Raw genomic sequence first — 15,548 nt, 5'->3', positions numbered from 1 at the left:
AACAATTCTGAACGTCGATTCGCGAGGCTGCTATGACCACTGACACCACTGCCCGGGCTCCGGCCACTTCCAGTGCCCTCATTCCGATGACCATTATCGGGGTGTTGTTTTTCGTGTTTGGCTTTGTCACCTGGCTGAACGGTGCACTGATTCCCTTTCTGAAAATCGTCTGTGAGCTCAATGAGTTTCAGGCGCTGTTCGTCACCTTTGCGTTTTATATCGCCTATACCGTCATGGCGCTGCCCGCCGCGTTGGTATTGCGCCGCACCGGGTACAAGACCGGGATGGTCATCGGGTTGGCGGTGATGGCGGTGGGCTCGCTGGTGTTCATTCCCGCCGCCCAGTCCAGTCACTATGCCGTGTTTTTGTTGGCGCTGTTTATTCTGGGCACCGGGTTGACCTTGCTGCAGACGGCCGCCAATCCCTACATTGTGTGTATTGGTCCGCGCGAGAGTGCCGCCATGCGGATGAGCATCATGGGGCTGTTGAACAAGGCCGCCGGTGTGGTGGCTCCGGTTGTGTTTACGCTCTGGGTACTGACCGGCATGGACCAGTTCGATGAGGATGTGCTGTTGGCATTGAGCGCCGAGGCGCGTGCGGAACGCTTGGCGGAGCTCTCGAATCGCCTCGTGGTGCCCTATCTGTATATGGCCGGGGCGCTGCTGGCCTTGATGCTGTTTGTGCAGTTCTCATCCCTGCCGGAGTTGAACGTCGACGCCGAAAGTGACGATGAGGCCGGCGATAAGTTGGGCATCCTCAATCATCCCCAGGCGATTCTGGGTGCGATCGCGCTGTTCATGTACGTCGGGGTGGAAGTGATCGCCGGCGATACGATCGGGCTCTATGGGCGGCGAATGGATGTAGCGCACTTTGGTTCACTGACGGCCTACACCATGACGTTTATGGTCATCGGGTATGTGGTCGGCGTGCTGTGCATTCCCCGTTTTCTGAGTCAGGCCAGGGCGCTGACCGGGTCCGCCATTTTCGGTGTGCTGTTTACCGTGGGGGTACTGACCGGGTCCGGTGAAAGCGACTGGATTGCGTCAATTCTTTTCGGCTGGTTGGGCATTCCCACGGTGCCCAACACGGTCATGTTCCTGGCGCTGCTGGGGCTGGCCAATGCCTTGTGCTGGCCGGCGATCTGGCCCCTGTCGCTGGCGGATCTGGGTAAGTACACCAGCGTCGGTTCGGCGCTGCTGATCATGGGGATTGCCGGCGGTGCGGTGATCCCGCTGCTGTACGGCCATTTTGCGGAAAGCACCAGCAATCAGGCGGCCTACTGGGTCATGCTCCCCTGCTACGCCTACATTCTGTTTTATGCCCTGAAAGGGCACAAGCTGCGCCGCTGGAAATCCTGAGCGGCGCTTCCCCCTCTCCTCTGCTTGGCCGGTCCGCACTGTCGCGACCGGTCACTTTTTTGAGGTGTCTCTATGTCTGAAACTTCTGCCCATCGACGTTTTCTGGCTCTGGATGTCATGCGCGGGCTGACCCTCGCACTGATGATTCTGGTCAACACGCCCGGCTCCTGGAATGCGGTGTACGCACCGTTACTGCATGCCGACTGGCACGGTGCCACGCCCACGGATTACATCTTTCCCTTCTTTCTTTTTATCGTCGGTTCGGCCCTGTTTTTCTCGAGCCGTTCACGTACCGCGCAGCCGGTGTCGGCGCGGTTGCTGAATATTGTGCGCCGCAGTGCCCTGATTTTTCTGATCGGTGTGTTGCTCAACGCGTTTCCGTTTACGGAAGGTGTGGCGACGCTGCGCATTCCGGGCGTGCTGCAACGAATCGCGCTCGCGTACCTGTTGGCCGCACCGATTGCCCTATTTGTGCCGGGGTTGTGGCGGGGCGGGATCATGGCGGTCCTCTTGCTCGGTTACTGGGCGATATTGCAGTTGGGGGAAGATCCCTACAGTCTGCAGGGCTCGGTGGTGCGTCAGTTTGATCTGTGGGTATTCGGCGCGGAGCATATCTGGCAGGGCAAGGGGCTGGCGTTTGATCCGGAAGGCTTGTTGTCGACGCTGCCCTCGGTGGTGACGGCGCTGCTTGGCTTTGAGGCGACGCGCATTCTGGTGCTGGGTGCCTCGCGCTGGCGCAGTCTTGGGTTACTCGCTCTGGGCGGAGTGGTTCTGGTGTTGCTGGGCCTGGTCTGGCATCCGTGGTTTCCGATCAACAAATATCTGTGGACCAGCTCATTCGTGTTGCTGACCGGGGGCACCGCGCTGTTGGTGTTGGTCGCCCTGGTGTTGCTGGAGTCATGGCCAGCGGTAAAGCCCGTGTATCGCGGGTTCGCCATGCTGGGTAAGAACCCGCTGTTTATCTATGTGTTGTCGATCGTCCTGGCAAAAACCCTGTACCTGATTCCGGTGGGGGAGGGGTCGGCCTATCAGTGGTTGTATGCTTCCCTGGCGCAATGGTTCAGCCCCACCAATGCGTCGCTGTTGTTTGCCCTCCTGTTTGTCGCCGTGCACTGGCTGGTCGCCTGGTGGCTTGAGCGCAAGCGCATCGTCATTTCTATTTAAAACGGGCACGCAAAAAAAAGCCGCGAACCCCCAGAGTGTGGTTCGCGGCGCAAGCGGCGCGTCAGGCCAAAAAAAACGTCAGGCGTCAGTCTGTTCTTCAGTCTGCTCTTCGGTGGTTTCGTCTTCTGCCTGGTCGATGGTGAAGTTCACCTCGGTGGTGGTATCGGCTTCAACGGTGGCGTTGGCGGTACCGAAGAACACCAGTTCATCGACGGATTCCGGATCGTCATCAACGGCACCGCAGGTGTAGGCCAGGGTGTAATCACCCTCGGACACAAAGCCGACTTCATAGCGGTATTCACCGTCCACATCAGACACCAGAGCGGTCGTCAGCGGGTCGGTTTCGGCACCGGATACATCGGTGGGGGTGGCATCGGCACCGGAGTACACGTAGACCGAGCCGGTCTGGTTGGCGGGGTCGGCGCACTGATCGACCAGTACCTCGGCGTCGACCTGTCCGGCAATGGTGCCCACGGCGGCGTTGTCAATCAGGCGCAGCGCCGGCTTGAGGAAGGCGCCCGCCTGGCCGCCCGGCATGACCACTGATTTGCGCAGGTCAAAGTCAATGGTGAAGTTGGCGGTACCGCCGGCAACCACAGTGAAACCGCTGACCAGTTTCAGGCCGGTCTGGCTGCCACTGGGAACCCGCAGCTCCGGCATGGTGCCGTCATCCAGCTCAATGTAAGAGTCCAGCACGCCATCGTGCTCGGCATTCACCGCCAGGCGGATCCACTCGTAGTCGCCAGCGGGCACGGTTTCATCGGTCAGCAGTGACTCGGAAGCAGAGCCCTGAAGAGACAGCAGATCGATGCTCTTGGGTTCGTCGAAGGTGAATTCCAGCGCTTCGCCGTCGGCGGGTTTCAGGGAGACGCCGGAAAATTCCACCACCACCTGGGCGGCGCTGTCGATGGGAGCGTCGGTCACGTTCAGGCTCAGGCGACCTTCGTTGCTGCCGGCGCTGTTGTCGTTGGAGCTGCCACCGCAAGCCACCAGGGTGGCCAGGGATGCGGCGAGCGCCAATTGCAGTGGACGTTTTTTGAACTGTGTCATCGATATCACCTCGTTAGGGTTGATGGAATCAAAGCCTTAATGCTGATCCGGGGAGTGCCAGGCAGGCCCCAAAAGGGAGCGCTCTGTTGCTCTGCGTCTCACCCGGATCGTCTCTGATGCCGTTTTTTGACACTATAGTCCCAAAAGTGGATTATTCAATGTGATTCGTATCACATTTTTTGAATGTTTTTTGACGCTATAATCCCAACATGAGCGATAGAACCCAAAAAGCCCTGATTCGGGCGCTTTATCGAATGCTGCGTCCGATGGTGCGGTTGCTGTTGCGCCATGGGGTGTCTTATCGCCTGTTCGCCGATATCGCCCGCCATGTGTATGTCGATACCGCCCGGGAGGACTTCGCGATCCCGGGGCGCAAACAGAGCCTGTCACGCATGGCGGTATTGACGGGCATCAATCGCAAGGACATCGCCAAGCTCCAGGAGCGCTCCCATCCCCTGTCCGATGCCCCCGCCGAACAACCGACGCCCGCCGCCCGGGTTATCACCGGCTGGCTGAATGACGTACGCTTCCACACCCCGGCCGGCGAGCCGGCGATGCTTCCGGTAGAGCGGGAAGATGCTGGGCCGAGCTTTACGGCGCTGGTGCGTGAATACAGTCGCGATGTCCCCGTGCGGGCCCTGCTGGATGAGCTGGAGCGCATCGAGGCGGTGCGGCGTACTGGTGAGGGCGTGTCGCTGTTGGCGAGAGGCTATATCCCCCTGGAAGACATGCAGGAAAATATCCGGATTTTTGGGACCGCGGCGGCAGATTTGATGGCCACCATGGATCACAATATTGCGAAACAGGCACCGGGGCCGTTTATTCAGCGGACGGTCTCCTACGTCAACATCCCGGAGGAGCTGCTTGAACGCATTCGCGAGCGCAGCGCCCGGGAGGGGCAGGCCTTTCTGCTCCAGGTGAATGATTGGCTGGCCGAGTGTGATCGAGACCAGTCCCCGGAGCTTGCGGGCTCCGGCCAGGTACGGGCCGGCATTGGCCTTTACTATTTTGAGCAACGAAATGACGAGCGTTCATTTCCGGGTACCGGAGTCATCTCCGGCCAGGAAAATGCGACGCCCAGAGAGGATGATGCATGAAGCGGCTTGGTGTGGTCAGTGCAACACTGGGAGCCCTGATGATGGCGGGGTGCCTGAGCGACAGTTCGTCCGTGGCGGGGATTGAGGGTACCGGCAGTCCGACCACCGTCAGCGGCAGTGTGACTGCCTATGGCAGCGTCTACGTCAACGGTCTGCACATCGAGATCGATACCGCCGACATCTCCGTGGACGGTCAGCCGGCCGGGGTCGATGACATCACCCTGGGCATGGTGGTGGATGTCGAGCTTGACCAGTTGCAGGGGCAGGATGCGGTTGCCGCAGCGGTCCGCTATAACCGCACCCTGCGCGGTCCGGTGGACGCTCTGGTATCAAGCAGCGATGTCCGGCGTGAAATTCAGATTCTCGGGCAGACTGTGGTGGTATATGACGATGTGCGCTTCGATGGCATTGCCTTTGACTCGCTGGAGCCTGGGGCCTACCTCGAGGTGAGTGGTCTGGTGGCCGCCGAGGGACAGTGGCGGGCGACCAAAGTCGCCAGTGCCGATCGGGGCCCACTGACCGCTCAGGGCCGGGTAGAAACCTGGCGAGCGGATCAGCAGCGCTTCCAGCTCGGAGAACAATCGGTGGACGTCTCGCAGGCTCAGGTCAGTGGCGATCTGGCTGAGGGGGACACGGTAGTCGTGCGCGGCGGCGAGCGGCGCGGCGAACTCTGGTATCCGGATCGCATTGAGTTGATCGAGCCGGCCATACCTCAGGAGGGAGGACAGTGGTACCAGGAAGGGGTTATTGAGCGGTTTGTTTCACGGGAGGCCTTCGAGGTGAACGGTATCCCGGTGGATGCCAGCGGCGCCCGAGGGCTGTCGGACCAGGTCGAGCTCGGAGACGGCGTTCGGGTGATGGTGAGCGGTACCCTGCGCAATGACAGCCTGGCCGCTGAGCGGGTACAGGTGTTGCGCCCTGGGATCAACCGGATCCGCGCCAGGGTGGATGCAATCGATCCGGACCGCGGAGAGGTCGTGTTACTCGGCGGCCGGTATCAGCTAACGGACCTGACCGCGTTTGAAAACCCGGCCGGTCGCGGCAACCCACGTGAGGGTGTCAACCTGAACAGCCTGCGGGTCGGAGAGTGGTTGGAACTCTATGCCTACTATGAGGGCGAGTCCCAGGTGGTCACGCGAGTCCAGCGGCAACCGGGCTATGTTGATACCGTCGCTCTGTCGGGCCCCGTAACCGCGATCGACCGGGATAACCGGTGGCTGACGGTGCTCGGGGTGACCGTGGCCGTTGCCGGGGCCGACGGTGAGGCGCTGTTCGATGAGTTGTCGCTGGGCGATTCGGTATCGGTGACCGGGGATGCGTCGGGCTCCCATGTGACCGCGAGGTCGCTGAGTCGCCGCGATGTGCCGGAGGATGTGCGGGGCTGTCCGCCGCCCCTGCCCGGTCAGTGCGCCGCGGCGGCGGGGCAGTTGCCTACGGCGCAGTCGACTACGGGGGCGGCCGACGCGGAGCTGCTGCAGTTCCGGTTCTGATCAGAACTGCTGTGCCGCCCCGTCAATCCAACTCTGTTTGACTCGCAGCTGGTCGTCGACGGCCAGCAGGCTGGCCCGGCACCCCGGTGCCAGCCGTCCCAACTCCCGATCCAGTCCGAGCATCTGCGCCGGGTAGAGACTCGCCATTCGCAGGGCTTCCTCCAGCGGCTGTTCCAGCTGCGCCACGGTATTGCGCACCGCGCTGAGCATATCCAGATCCGAGCCCGCCAGGGTGCCATCGGCGGTGGCGCAGCGGCCGTTGTCGGCGTGAATGGTCTCGCCCTTGAGGGTGAACTGCTTGTGCTGCGCGCCGACCGTCGGCATGGCATCGGTGACCAGTACCATTTTGCCCAGACGCTTGGCGGCGAGCGCCACTTTAAGCGTGGCGGCGTGCACGTGATAGCCATCGACGATCAGGCCACACCAACTGTCGGGATCCTCCAGCGCGGCGCCCACCACGCCGGGTTCCCGGCTGGTCATCGGGGTCATGGCGTTGAACAGGTGCGTGAAGCTGCGTACCCCGGCGGCCAGGGCGGTGCGAGTCTGCTCGTAGTCGGCGGCGGTATGCCCGGCCGCCACCATGACTCCCCGCTGACTCAAGTCGCGAATCAACTCCGGTGTGGTCCGCTCTGGAGCCAGGGTGACCAGGGTAAACCCGTTATCCAGTGAGCTCAGCAGGTCCACGGCTTCGGGGGTCAGGCGGCGGAACTTGCTCTCGTCGTGAACCCCCTTGCGGGCCGGATTCAGAAAGGGGCCCTCCAGGTGAATACCCAGTACCCCGGGCACACCTTCGGCGATGGCCTGATGGACCGCCGCAATGGCCCGGGCCACGATGTCCAGATCATCACTGATCAGGGTCGGCAGAAAGCCGGTGGTGCCGAACAGCCGGTGGGCGGCGCCAATGGTGCGCAGGGTGTCGATGGTGGGGGCATCGTTGAACAGGGCTCCGCCGCCACCGTTGACCTGGGTATCAATCAGGCCGGGAATCAGTCGGGTTCCGTGCAGGTCTTCCACCCGGTAGTCGGTCGGAACCTGATCCTCGGCGACCAGCCCCTTGATGAGGCCGCCGTCGAGCAGCAGGGCCCGGTGCTCCAGCCACTCATCACCGGTAAATATCGGAGCGCGGATCAATGCCTGCTTCATGTCGGGTCTCTCCTGGGCTTACCTTGTGCGCTTGGTGTTGTACCTTGCGCTGCGTTAGACGGTTTCCGTTACTTTGTTCAGGTGCGGTGGTTCATCGGGATGATACCCGCGCGCGATGGCCAGTGCATTGGCCATGCGGTAGAAACTCTGGATCGCCAGGATGGGGGCAATCACCGGGTGAGCCTCGGGGACCACCGGCAGCGTGTCGGCAAGGTCCGCCTCGCCGGCCACCAGAACCCGGGCGCCACGCTGGCGAAACTCCTGAACCAGTGATTCAGTGCTCTCGCGGGTCTCGTCCTGCTGGGCGAAGACCAGCACCGGAAAGTTTTCGCCCACGATGGCCATGGGGCCGTGCCGGACTTCGGCGGCGCTGAAGGCCTCGGCGTGCAGGCCACAGGTTTCCTTGAGCTTCAGGGCGGCTTCCTGGGCAATGCCAAAGCCGAGCCCCCGCCCGATCACAAACAGGTTGTGCACGGGGGTCAGCGCCTTCACGGCATCGGACCAGTCGAACGACCAGGCCCGGGCAAGCGCCTCGGGCAGTTGGCGCAGCTCCGTGCGCAGTGCCTCGCTGTCCGCCCACTCGGTGACCAGGTGAAGGAGGGCCGAGAGGCTGGCGATAAAGGATTTGGTGGCAGCGACACTCAGCTCCTGACCGGCCTGCAGAGGCAGTACCAGGTCAGCCATCTGCGCCAGGGGGGAGTCGGCGACGTTGACCAGCGCCAGGGTCAGCGCTCCGGCGGCCTTGGCGCGCTCGACATTGGCGAGCAGGTCCGGGCTTTTCCCGGACTGGGAAATGGCGATGTACAGCACGCCGTCGAGTTGCTGCGGACGCTGGTACACCGATCCGACCGAGGGCGCGGCGGAACAGGTGATCAGGCCGAGCTGGGTTTCGATCAGGTATTTGGCAAAGGTGGCCGCATGGTCCGAACTGCCCCGGGCGCAGGTGACCACGGCGCGTGGACGGTAGGCGCGCAGACGCTCGGCGGCCGCCTTGACCCGAGAGGCGTTGTCGCTGAGCTGGTGACTGACCACGGCCGCGGCTTCGCCGGCCTCGCGGTGCATCAGAGTCTGGTCCGGAGCGGGTAATGAGGCGGTGTTCATGGAAACTCCTGTCTTGATCCCGGCATGGGTCCCGGTAATCCGGTAAGCCATCACGGGATGAATGATGAGTAGTAGATGGTGTTAGACAACGTTGTCTTTTGGGGTATTCTGCACGCGTCGAGGAGGAAAGTAAAGCGGTTTGCCCAGGGTGGCCGGCGTCAGGAGGACGCCGGGGTGCGAGACGGGGGCGGACAGGTGGAGTCACGCACCACCAACTGGGGGTAAAACCCTTCGCTGTCGGTGGGTTTGTCGCCCTTGCGGTGGCGGATCTGATGGACCAACAGCTCCGCGGCCGTGCGGGCGATATCCGCATTGGGCTGACGGGCCGTGGTGAGGTTGGGCCAGGCCTGGCGCGAGAAGGGGCTGTCTTCAAAGCCCACGATGGACAGGTCCCTGGGTACATCCACACCCGCCAGACGGGCCGCGAACAGGGTGCCCGCGGCAATTTCATCGTTACAGGCAAATACCGCGGTGGGCCTCGGGGTCAGGGCCAGCAGTTGCCGGGTCCGCTTGACCCCGGATTCGAAGGCGTACTCACCCTTGATGATCAGCCTGGGATCGGCGTCAATCTGGTTTTCCTTCAGGGCCTGCTGGTAGCCCGCGAGACGTTCGACGCTGGATTTGTGCGCCTCTTCCCCGCCCAGAAACGCAATGTGTCTGTGCCCCAGGTCGATCAGGTACTGGGTGATGTTGTAGGCCGCCGTGCGGTCATCCACAAACACGCAGGGTGAAAGAGTGTCAGGCGGCTGGCTTCCCGACAGTATCCGCACAAAGCGGATGCTGCGCTCGGTCAGGGCTTCCAGAACCTCGGGCATCTCGGACATGGGGGGAGTGAGCACCAGCCCGCCCACGCGGCTGCGGTCCACCATGCCAAAAATTTCCTCCAGCAGCTCCGGGGACTTGGCGTCGCAGGGGTGGATCACCAGCTCGTAATCCTGGCGGCGGCACTCATCGAGAATACCGCGCTGCATTTCGATCACATAGTTGCTGTTGGGGTTGTCATAGATGAAGCCGATGGAGGAGGCGGCGCCGCGCAGTACCCGCGCCGACAGGTTGGGCTGGTAGTTCAACTCCTTGATGGCCTTCCAGACCTTGTCCTGAAGCTCCTGGCCGACCGTGCTTTCCCGGTTGATAACCCGGGAGACGGTTTTAAAGGATACGCCGGCGCGCTTGGCAACGTCTTTGATGGTTGGCTTCATTACCACAGAAATCCGCTTGGCTGGGTGGAGACGGCCGTCGTGGGCGGCCAAAGCCGGGCACTATATCATATCCGACAATGGCTTGATCCCGGCCCGCCCATGGCGTTGTTACGCTCCACCTTGAGGGGGCCAGTAAAGCGTGAAGCGGGCACCGCCGGTGGTGGCTCTATCCACCCGCACGGTGCCGTGGTGCCACTGCATCACCCGGTGCACGATGGCGAGCCCGAGTCCGAACCCGGCACTGTGCAGCTCCGGGGCATCGCGCAGGCGGACAAAGGACTCGAAGATCCGCTCCCGCTCTTCCTCGGGAATGCCCGGGCCGTCGTCCTCCACTTGAACCTGGGTGCCATCGGCGGCCGTAGTCAGGGTGATATCAATCCGCTCTCGGGCGTAGCGCAGGGCGTTCTGCAGCAGGTTATGCAGGGCGCGCTCCATCAGCGGCCAGTCGCAGGTCACGGGGGGTGGATGGGCCGCCGTGTGCAGGTAGAGGCGTGGCGGATGCTCCAGGTGCCCACTGAGGCGCTGCCAGAGGTCCTGCAGCAGGCCGGGCATGTCGCCCGGAGTGAGATGCAGGGTGGGCTGTTGCTCGAAGCGGGCGTAGTGCAGCAGTTGATTGACCAACTGGTCCATCTCCGTCACATCCGCTTTCAGGCTCTGCAGGCGGTTGCCCAGCGTCTGGGGGTCGCTGTTGGCATCGGCCATCTCCAGGGCGAACTTCATGCGTGCCAGGGGCGTGCGCAGCTCGTGGGAGACCGCGTGAGTCATTTCCCGTTGGGAGCGCAGCAGGTCGCGAATGCGTCGGGCCATCTGGTTGAATGCCTGGGCCAGACGTTGCGCGGCAGAATGCCCCTGCAACTCCATCACGGCGGTTTCAGGGTTGCGCCCGAGGGCTTCGGCCTGCTGTTCCAGACGGTTCAGGTCCCGGGTCAGAGGCCAGAGCCAGAAGAACACCACGGCCGCCAGGGCGCCGTAGAAGAGCAGCGCCAGCAGGGCTTCGAAACGCCGGGAGGCATCGGGGGTGACTTCCCCGATGATGATGACCTGGGGGTGTTCGGCGAGCTTGCGGTAGTGGTAGAGGTTGCCGTTGGCGTCCTCGAATGACAGCGACTCGCCGGCTTGAAGGCGCTGCTTGATCGCCTCCCCGGAAATATCGGACAACGACACCAGGCGGACATCGGTCTGTCCTTCGCGTGCCAGCCGGTGCACGAGGCTGCGGGTCTGGTCGAGCGGTCGGCCGGCGCTGCTGTGTTGCAGTACCTCGGCGAGAATGGCGCCCGGCGCCTGGGTTGGGTGTTCGGCCTGGTAGGCGCTCCAGAGTTGATCCAGAGCCCACCCCAATCCCAGGGTCGCCAGCACGATGAGCAGGTAAAGCGACAGAAAGGCTCTTTTCATGTCATGGCCGCCGCCGGTTCAGGCCGTTCACTCCGCTTCCCAGGCGTCGGCGATAAACAGATAGCCCCGGCCCCAGATGGTTTTGATGCGGGCGGGATTGTCCGGGTTATCCCCGAGCTTTTTGCGCAGTTGGGAGACGCGCACATCAATGGTCCGGTCCATGCCATCATAAGGCCGCCCATAAAGCTCCCGGAACAGAAAATCCCGACCCACCACGTCCCCGGCGCGCTGGGCGAGCAACCACAGCAGGTCGAACTCGTGACTGGAAAGCTTGATGGGAGCGCCTTCGAGTTCGACACTGCGGGAGCCGCTGTGCACCTCCAGGGTGCCGAAGCTCAGGGTCTGTGGAGTGCTCGGAATGCCGGGCTCGATGCGCCGTAGCAGTGCCCGGATACGGGCGAGAAGAATCCGCGGCTCGGCGGGTTTGATCACATAGTCATCGGCGCCGAATTCCAGTCCGAGAATCTGGTCGGCATCTTCGTTGCGGGCGGTGAGCATCATGATCGGGCCGGTGAACGCCGGGCGCAGTTCCCGACAAAGGGTCAGGCCGTCTTTGCCGGGGAGCATGATGTCCAGAATCAGTAGATCCGGTTGCAGTTGACGGACCCGCTCCGGGACCCGGTCTCCGCGATCTTCCACCGCCACCTCAAAGCCGTTGTCGGTGAGGTAGTCCCGCACCAGGGCGGCAAGGCGGTGATCGTCTTCGGCCAATAGGATCTGTTGCATGGGTGTCCGGTTCGTCTGTTATTGGAAAGCGTCAGAAAAAATTCCAGGGCTTGCGTCGGCGAGAGCGGAATTCGGTGTACTCGCGGATCACTTCGAACAGTCGGCTGGCGAGCAACTGGTCGTCCCGCTCGGCGCGTAGCTGGAAGGTCATACTCTGTTCGGTGCGTGCCTCGTAGTGGTATTCGCCCTGGTCTTTTTCCCGCCAGCAGGCCAGGGGCTGCTCGCTCTGATCGACGAACAGACACAGGGCGTCGGGATAGTCACTGTGCCAGCGAATGTCGACCCGTTGCTCGCACAGCACCTGATTTTCCGCCAGAGCGCAGATGCTCGGTTTCAGCTCCAGCGCGCTGTCCGCCGCGCTGGCGCCGGCCACACACCAGCCCGCCAGGATCCACAGGGATTGGCGCATGGGGTTATTTTGGGTACTGCCACACCTCAGTTGCCCGAGTTTAAAAATGGTATACGCCCCCGACGAAGATTTGCATCACCTTATTCTGGTCAGTCAGGGGGCTGTGGCGAACGGCTTCGCTCAGGTGCTCGTACTGAACGCTGGCCAGCCAACGCCATTGTTCGTTTACCGGTCGGTTCCAGCTCAGCCGCACAAAGGGTGCCGTGCCGCTACCGGGGCGGTAGGCGGGACGGGCACCACTCGATTCCCCCTGGGTGACGCCGTAATAGTATTCCATCACCTCGGCGCTTTTCCAGCTGAATCCGAGGCTGATGCCCAATTGGTTGGCGTCCCGGCGGGTTCCGGTGCTGACTGCAAACCGGAGCTCTTCGCCATTGTGCACACCACTGACATCGGACAGCGCCTGGAGCTGCCACTGAAACCGGCCGAAGTCACCGGAGGTTTCCACTCCGGCCAGGGCGGCGATATTCCGGTCCCGGAGCGGGGGCGGTGATACCTGCGTGGGTTCGGGGTTGGCCGGGGCCGGGCTTTCCTGCTCCCGCTGATCCTCCTGCGGGCCCTCGAACGCGTCCTCATCGGCGACCGCCGGGGGTTCGGTGGGCGCATCGGGCGCCGGGCTGAAGTTGGCGCCCAGGGTGTTCAATCCGCCCTGGAGAAAAAAGCGGCCCCAGTCGTCCTCAAAGAAGTACAGGCCATCACCGCTGGGGGTGATCAACAGGTTCACCATCCAGTCCCGCCGATCGACCAGGGTGTAGCCCAGGTCCAGGTTGTCAAAGAAGAATCGCTTGCCGTAATAGGTGACCTGGGGAATCAGCACCAGCGGCACATCATCGGCGCCGGCGATCGGGTTGGTGCGCAGTCCGGCGCCCAGCGCCAACTGGATGTCCCAGGTGCCGGTCGCGACACAGCGGGCGCTGCTGTGTTCGCAGTGCCCCGCGTCGTCGTCCGCCAGGCTGGGCGACGCCAGACTCGATGCCAGCAGCAGTGCCGCCAGAGGGCAGGCGCGGACCAGGATGTCAGTTAAGCGCGTCATCAGATCGATACTACTCTCATTTCGGGGGGTGAGTTTATCACCGAAGGTGCACGCGTGACCTTCGGGCGGAGCTGTCGAGTCTTCAGTGTGCCTGTTGTACCGGGAAAAAGCCGTCATGCCTTTGTGAGAGTGTGTAAAAACCTGTAAGCCGTGGCGCTCTTCGTCCCGCAGCCGCCGCAGAGTTACACAAAATTACACTCTTTCGCAGTTGCGCTACAGAAACCGGCCGCCCGTGGGGCTAGAGTGAAGGGATGATGCCATAAACCCCACGACTTTTTTGAGGATGGATTCGCATGAACATTCGTTCAATGACTTTGTGCGCTTTGGCGGCCAGCCCGATGCTGCTGGTGGCTTGCGGTGGTTCAAACGGCGATGGAGAGGGCCCGGGCCGATACGATACCGATTACCGTCAACTCCGCTGGGCGGATCCCGACCTGGAGCCGCTGACCAATGAGCATTCACCGGAAGCCGTGTCGCAGTTCGTGCGCAACGGGCTGCGCTTGCAGATGCGCGCCGGTGACTATAACTGGGCCGAAGAGGGCGGCGTGGCGATGCCCGATGTATCGGACAACGCCGCGGAGGGTGGCGACGATTATTCCCGCACCAACGTGCACGTCGAGGGCGTGGATGAGGCGGACCGGTTGAAGTATGACGGCCGTTACCTCTTTGTTGCCGAGTCACCCCAGTACAGCTATCACCGATTTGCCGAGAGTGTGGCGCTGGATGAGGCGGCCGGTGATGACGGGTCAGTGCCGGAGCCGCCGCCGGTTCAGGCGCTGCGCATCTATGAAACGGACCCGGAACAGGCCAGAGCCACTTACATCATGCGCTATGAGCTCGAACGGGACGCCGACTCGCCCCTGGTGCTGTCCCAGCTTTATACCCTGGAAGACGGTGACGCCACCGAGGCGGTCGTGGCCCTCAGTGACAGCCGTTATTACTACGGCGGCTGGGGCTGGATGGGCATGCCGGAGATTGCGCTGCAGGAGGGCCATACCCGGGTCGAGCTGGTGGACGTCCAGTCGCCGGAGAACCCTTCGATCCGCTGGTCTCTGGAAGTGGAGGGGACGCTGCTCAACAGTCGGAAGATCGGCGATGTGCTGTACCTGGTGTCCCGCAGCAGCCCTTACATTGAGGGGCTGGAGCCCTATGCGGGTACCGATGAAGCGCGTCAGAACAACGAACGCTTGATCAGCTCCACCCCGATGTCTGATCTGCTGCCCGGCTATCGCGTGGATGAGGCGCCGGAGCAGCCGCTGGTGAGTGAAGGGGACTGCTATTTGCCGGAAACATTGAACCCCGATGAAGGTTTCGCCGACATAGTGACCGTGAGCGCCTTCAATCTACGGGAGCAACGTCTGGTGAGCGCTGTCTGTGTCAACGCGCATTTGAGCGGGCTGTACATGTCACTGGACAGCCTTTATCTGGGAACCCGTGCCGGACTATGGCGGGAGGAGAAAACCGGGCTGCACAAGTTTGCCATTGCCGGGGGAGACATCCGCTATCGGGGCACCGGGCTGGTACCGGGACAACTGAACTGGTCGGACCCCTCCTTCAGCATGGACGAGGCGCAGGGTTACCTGCGGGTGGTGACCACCGTGTGGGAGGACTGGAGCGACCCGGAGCACTTTCTGCATGTGCTGAAAGAAGCGTCTGATTCCGACAGTCGCACCCTGGACGTGGTGGCAAGGCTGCCCAATGATGCCCAGCCGGCGCCGATCGGCAAGCCGGGGGAGGATATCTACGCCGTCCGTTTTCTGGGGGACCGGGCCTATATCGTCACCTTTGAACGCATCGACCCGCTGTATGTGCTGGATGTCTCAGATAATGAAAACCCCTCGGTGCTCGGGGAACTGGAGATTCCGGGTGTGTCCAATTACCTGCACCCCGTGGGTGAGGGATACCTGGTGTCCGTGGGTCAGGAGGCCGATGAAAACGGCGGTTTCGGCGGGGTGAAAGTTGAACTGTTTGATGTGCGCGATGACCTGAACCCGGTCAGCGTCGAGGCCGTTGAGTTGGGTGGCTCCGGGAGTTGGAGCGAGGCGCTGACCGACCTGCGGGCGTTCAATTTCCTCCCGGTCGGCACGGATCAGTTGCGCTTTACTGTTCCGGTGACCCGCCGCGACGGTTACCGCTGGCTGGATTCCGGACTGTTTTTGTTTGAGGTCAACGAGCTGACCGGTACCCAGGCCACGCTGGAGACTCGGGAACCCTTGATCGTGGAGTCGGCGACCGGCTCTGGTTATGAGTATCCCATGGGGGGCGGCAGTGACCGCAGCCGGATGCATGGCGATACCGTGTACTACCTGCACGGCAATGACATCTGGGCGCGCGACTGGGATGAGCCGGAGTCGCTAGAAGGGCCTTTCAGTTTCTGACACAGGGG

At 62.4% G+C, this 15,548-nt stretch carries 13 protein-coding genes; 5 read left to right on the top strand and 8 right to left on the bottom strand.

Features of this window, described 5'->3' with window-relative positions:
- Positions 1-17: 17 nt before the first annotated feature.
- On the top strand, positions 18-1,358 hold the full coding sequence (locus EDC38_RS12780) for a sugar MFS transporter (RefSeq protein ID WP_425462032.1): 1,341 nt from the start codon (positions 18-20) through the stop codon (positions 1,356-1,358).
- Between the two features lie 72 nt (positions 1,359-1,430).
- On the top strand, positions 1,431-2,522 hold the full coding sequence (locus EDC38_RS12775; protein WP_123638979.1) for an acyltransferase family protein: 1,092 nt from the start codon (positions 1,431-1,433) through the stop codon (positions 2,520-2,522).
- A gap of 78 nt (positions 2,523-2,600) precedes the next feature.
- On the opposite strand, the gene EDC38_RS12770 is transcribed toward EDC38_RS12775, so the two are convergent.
- Positions 2,601-3,572, bottom strand: a complete 972-nt coding sequence (locus EDC38_RS12770) for a DUF4382 domain-containing protein (RefSeq protein ID WP_123638978.1) — start codon at positions 3,570-3,572, stop codon at positions 2,601-2,603.
- A gap of 209 nt (positions 3,573-3,781) precedes the next feature.
- Here EDC38_RS12770 and EDC38_RS12765 point away from each other — a divergent pair, with 209 nt between their 5' ends.
- Both EDC38_RS12765 and EDC38_RS12760 read left to right on the top strand, forming a co-directional pair.
- Entirely contained in the window at positions 3,782-4,669 is an 888-nt protein-coding gene (locus EDC38_RS12765; protein WP_123638977.1) for a DUF6502 family protein, read from the top strand.
- Entirely contained in the window at positions 4,666-6,159 is a 1,494-nt protein-coding gene (locus tag EDC38_RS12760) for a DUF5666 domain-containing protein (RefSeq protein WP_123638976.1), read from the top strand. The genes EDC38_RS12765 and EDC38_RS12760 overlap by 4 nt, the downstream gene beginning before the upstream one ends.
- Here the strand turns inward: EDC38_RS12760 and nagA are convergent, their stop codons facing one another.
- The 7 genes from nagA to EDC38_RS12725 all read right to left on the bottom strand — a co-directional run bounded on the left by nagA (position 6,160) and on the right by EDC38_RS12725 (position 13,162).
- Positions 6,160-7,302 (bottom strand): N-acetylglucosamine-6-phosphate deacetylase, encoded by a 1,143-nt coding sequence (gene nagA / locus EDC38_RS12755; protein ID WP_123638975.1) that lies wholly within the window; start codon positions 7,300-7,302, stop codon positions 6,160-6,162.
- Between the two features lie 54 nt (positions 7,303-7,356).
- Entirely contained in the window at positions 7,357-8,403 is a 1,047-nt protein-coding gene (locus tag EDC38_RS12750; RefSeq protein WP_123638974.1) for an SIS domain-containing protein, read from the bottom strand.
- A 158-nt stretch (positions 8,404-8,561) separates the two neighbouring features.
- Positions 8,562-9,602 (bottom strand): LacI family DNA-binding transcriptional regulator, encoded by a 1,041-nt coding sequence (locus EDC38_RS12745; protein ID WP_123638973.1) that lies wholly within the window; start codon positions 9,600-9,602, stop codon positions 8,562-8,564.
- Between the two features lie 108 nt (positions 9,603-9,710).
- Positions 9,711-10,994, bottom strand: a complete 1,284-nt coding sequence (locus EDC38_RS12740; protein WP_123638972.1) for an ATP-binding protein — start codon at positions 10,992-10,994, stop codon at positions 9,711-9,713.
- Positions 10,995-11,021: 27 nt separating this feature from the next.
- Positions 11,022-11,720, bottom strand: coding sequence for a winged helix-turn-helix domain-containing protein (locus EDC38_RS12735; RefSeq protein ID WP_024462448.1), 699 nt, complete (start codon positions 11,718-11,720; stop codon positions 11,022-11,024).
- Between the two features lie 31 nt (positions 11,721-11,751).
- On the bottom strand, positions 11,752-12,129 hold the full coding sequence (locus EDC38_RS12730; RefSeq protein WP_123638971.1) for a DUF3019 domain-containing protein: 378 nt from the start codon (positions 12,127-12,129) through the stop codon (positions 11,752-11,754).
- Positions 12,130-12,169: 40 nt separating this feature from the next.
- A complete protein-coding gene (locus tag EDC38_RS12725) occupies positions 12,170-13,162 on the bottom strand; it encodes a MipA/OmpV family protein (RefSeq protein ID WP_170162926.1) in 993 nt (330 codons plus the stop codon).
- A 293-nt stretch (positions 13,163-13,455) separates the two neighbouring features.
- Between EDC38_RS12725 and EDC38_RS12720 the strand changes: the two genes are divergently transcribed.
- The gene (locus EDC38_RS12720) at positions 13,456-15,540 is read left to right on the top strand and encodes a beta-propeller domain-containing protein (protein ID WP_123638969.1); all 2,085 of its coding nucleotides are present in this window, start codon (positions 13,456-13,458) and stop codon (positions 15,538-15,540) included.
- Positions 15,541-15,548: the final 8 nt, after the last annotated feature.

The organism is Marinimicrobium koreense (assembly GCF_003762925.1).
In the GTDB taxonomy this organism is placed as follows: domain Bacteria; phylum Pseudomonadota; class Gammaproteobacteria; order Pseudomonadales; family Cellvibrionaceae; genus Marinimicrobium; species Marinimicrobium koreense.
This window is presented reverse-complemented; position numbering and strand designations above follow the sequence as displayed.

Bases quoted from the DNA above. Each gene is read 5' to 3' on its own strand.
- EDC38_RS12775 (WP_123638979.1), top strand. From the start codon at position 1,431: ATGTCTGAAACTTCTGCCCATCGACGTTTTCTGGCTCTGGATGTCATG.
- EDC38_RS12770 (WP_123638978.1), bottom strand. From the start codon at position 3,572: ATGACACAGTTCAAAAAACGTCCACTGCAATTGGCGCTCGCCGCATCC.
- EDC38_RS12765 (WP_123638977.1), top strand. From the start codon at position 3,782: ATGAGCGATAGAACCCAAAAAGCCCTGATTCGGGCGCTTTATCGAATG.
- EDC38_RS12760 (WP_123638976.1), top strand. From the start codon at position 4,666: ATGAAGCGGCTTGGTGTGGTCAGTGCAACACTGGGAGCCCTGATGATG.
- nagA (WP_123638975.1), bottom strand. From the start codon at position 7,302: ATGAAGCAGGCATTGATCCGCGCTCCGATATTTACCGGTGATGAGTGG.
- EDC38_RS12750 (WP_123638974.1), bottom strand. From the start codon at position 8,403: ATGAACACCGCCTCATTACCCGCTCCGGACCAGACTCTGATGCACCGC.
- EDC38_RS12745 (WP_123638973.1), bottom strand. From the start codon at position 9,602: ATGAAGCCAACCATCAAAGACGTTGCCAAGCGCGCCGGCGTATCCTTT.
- EDC38_RS12740 (WP_123638972.1), bottom strand. From the start codon at position 10,994: ATGAAAAGAGCCTTTCTGTCGCTTTACCTGCTCATCGTGCTGGCGACC.
- EDC38_RS12735 (WP_024462448.1), bottom strand. From the start codon at position 11,720: ATGCAACAGATCCTATTGGCCGAAGACGATCACCGCCTTGCCGCCCTG.
- EDC38_RS12730 (WP_123638971.1), bottom strand. From the start codon at position 12,129: ATGCGCCAATCCCTGTGGATCCTGGCGGGCTGGTGTGTGGCCGGCGCC.
- EDC38_RS12725 (WP_170162926.1), bottom strand. From the start codon at position 13,162: ATGACGCGCTTAACTGACATCCTGGTCCGCGCCTGCCCTCTGGCGGCA.
- EDC38_RS12720 (WP_123638969.1), top strand. From the start codon at position 13,456: ATGAACATTCGTTCAATGACTTTGTGCGCTTTGGCGGCCAGCCCGATG.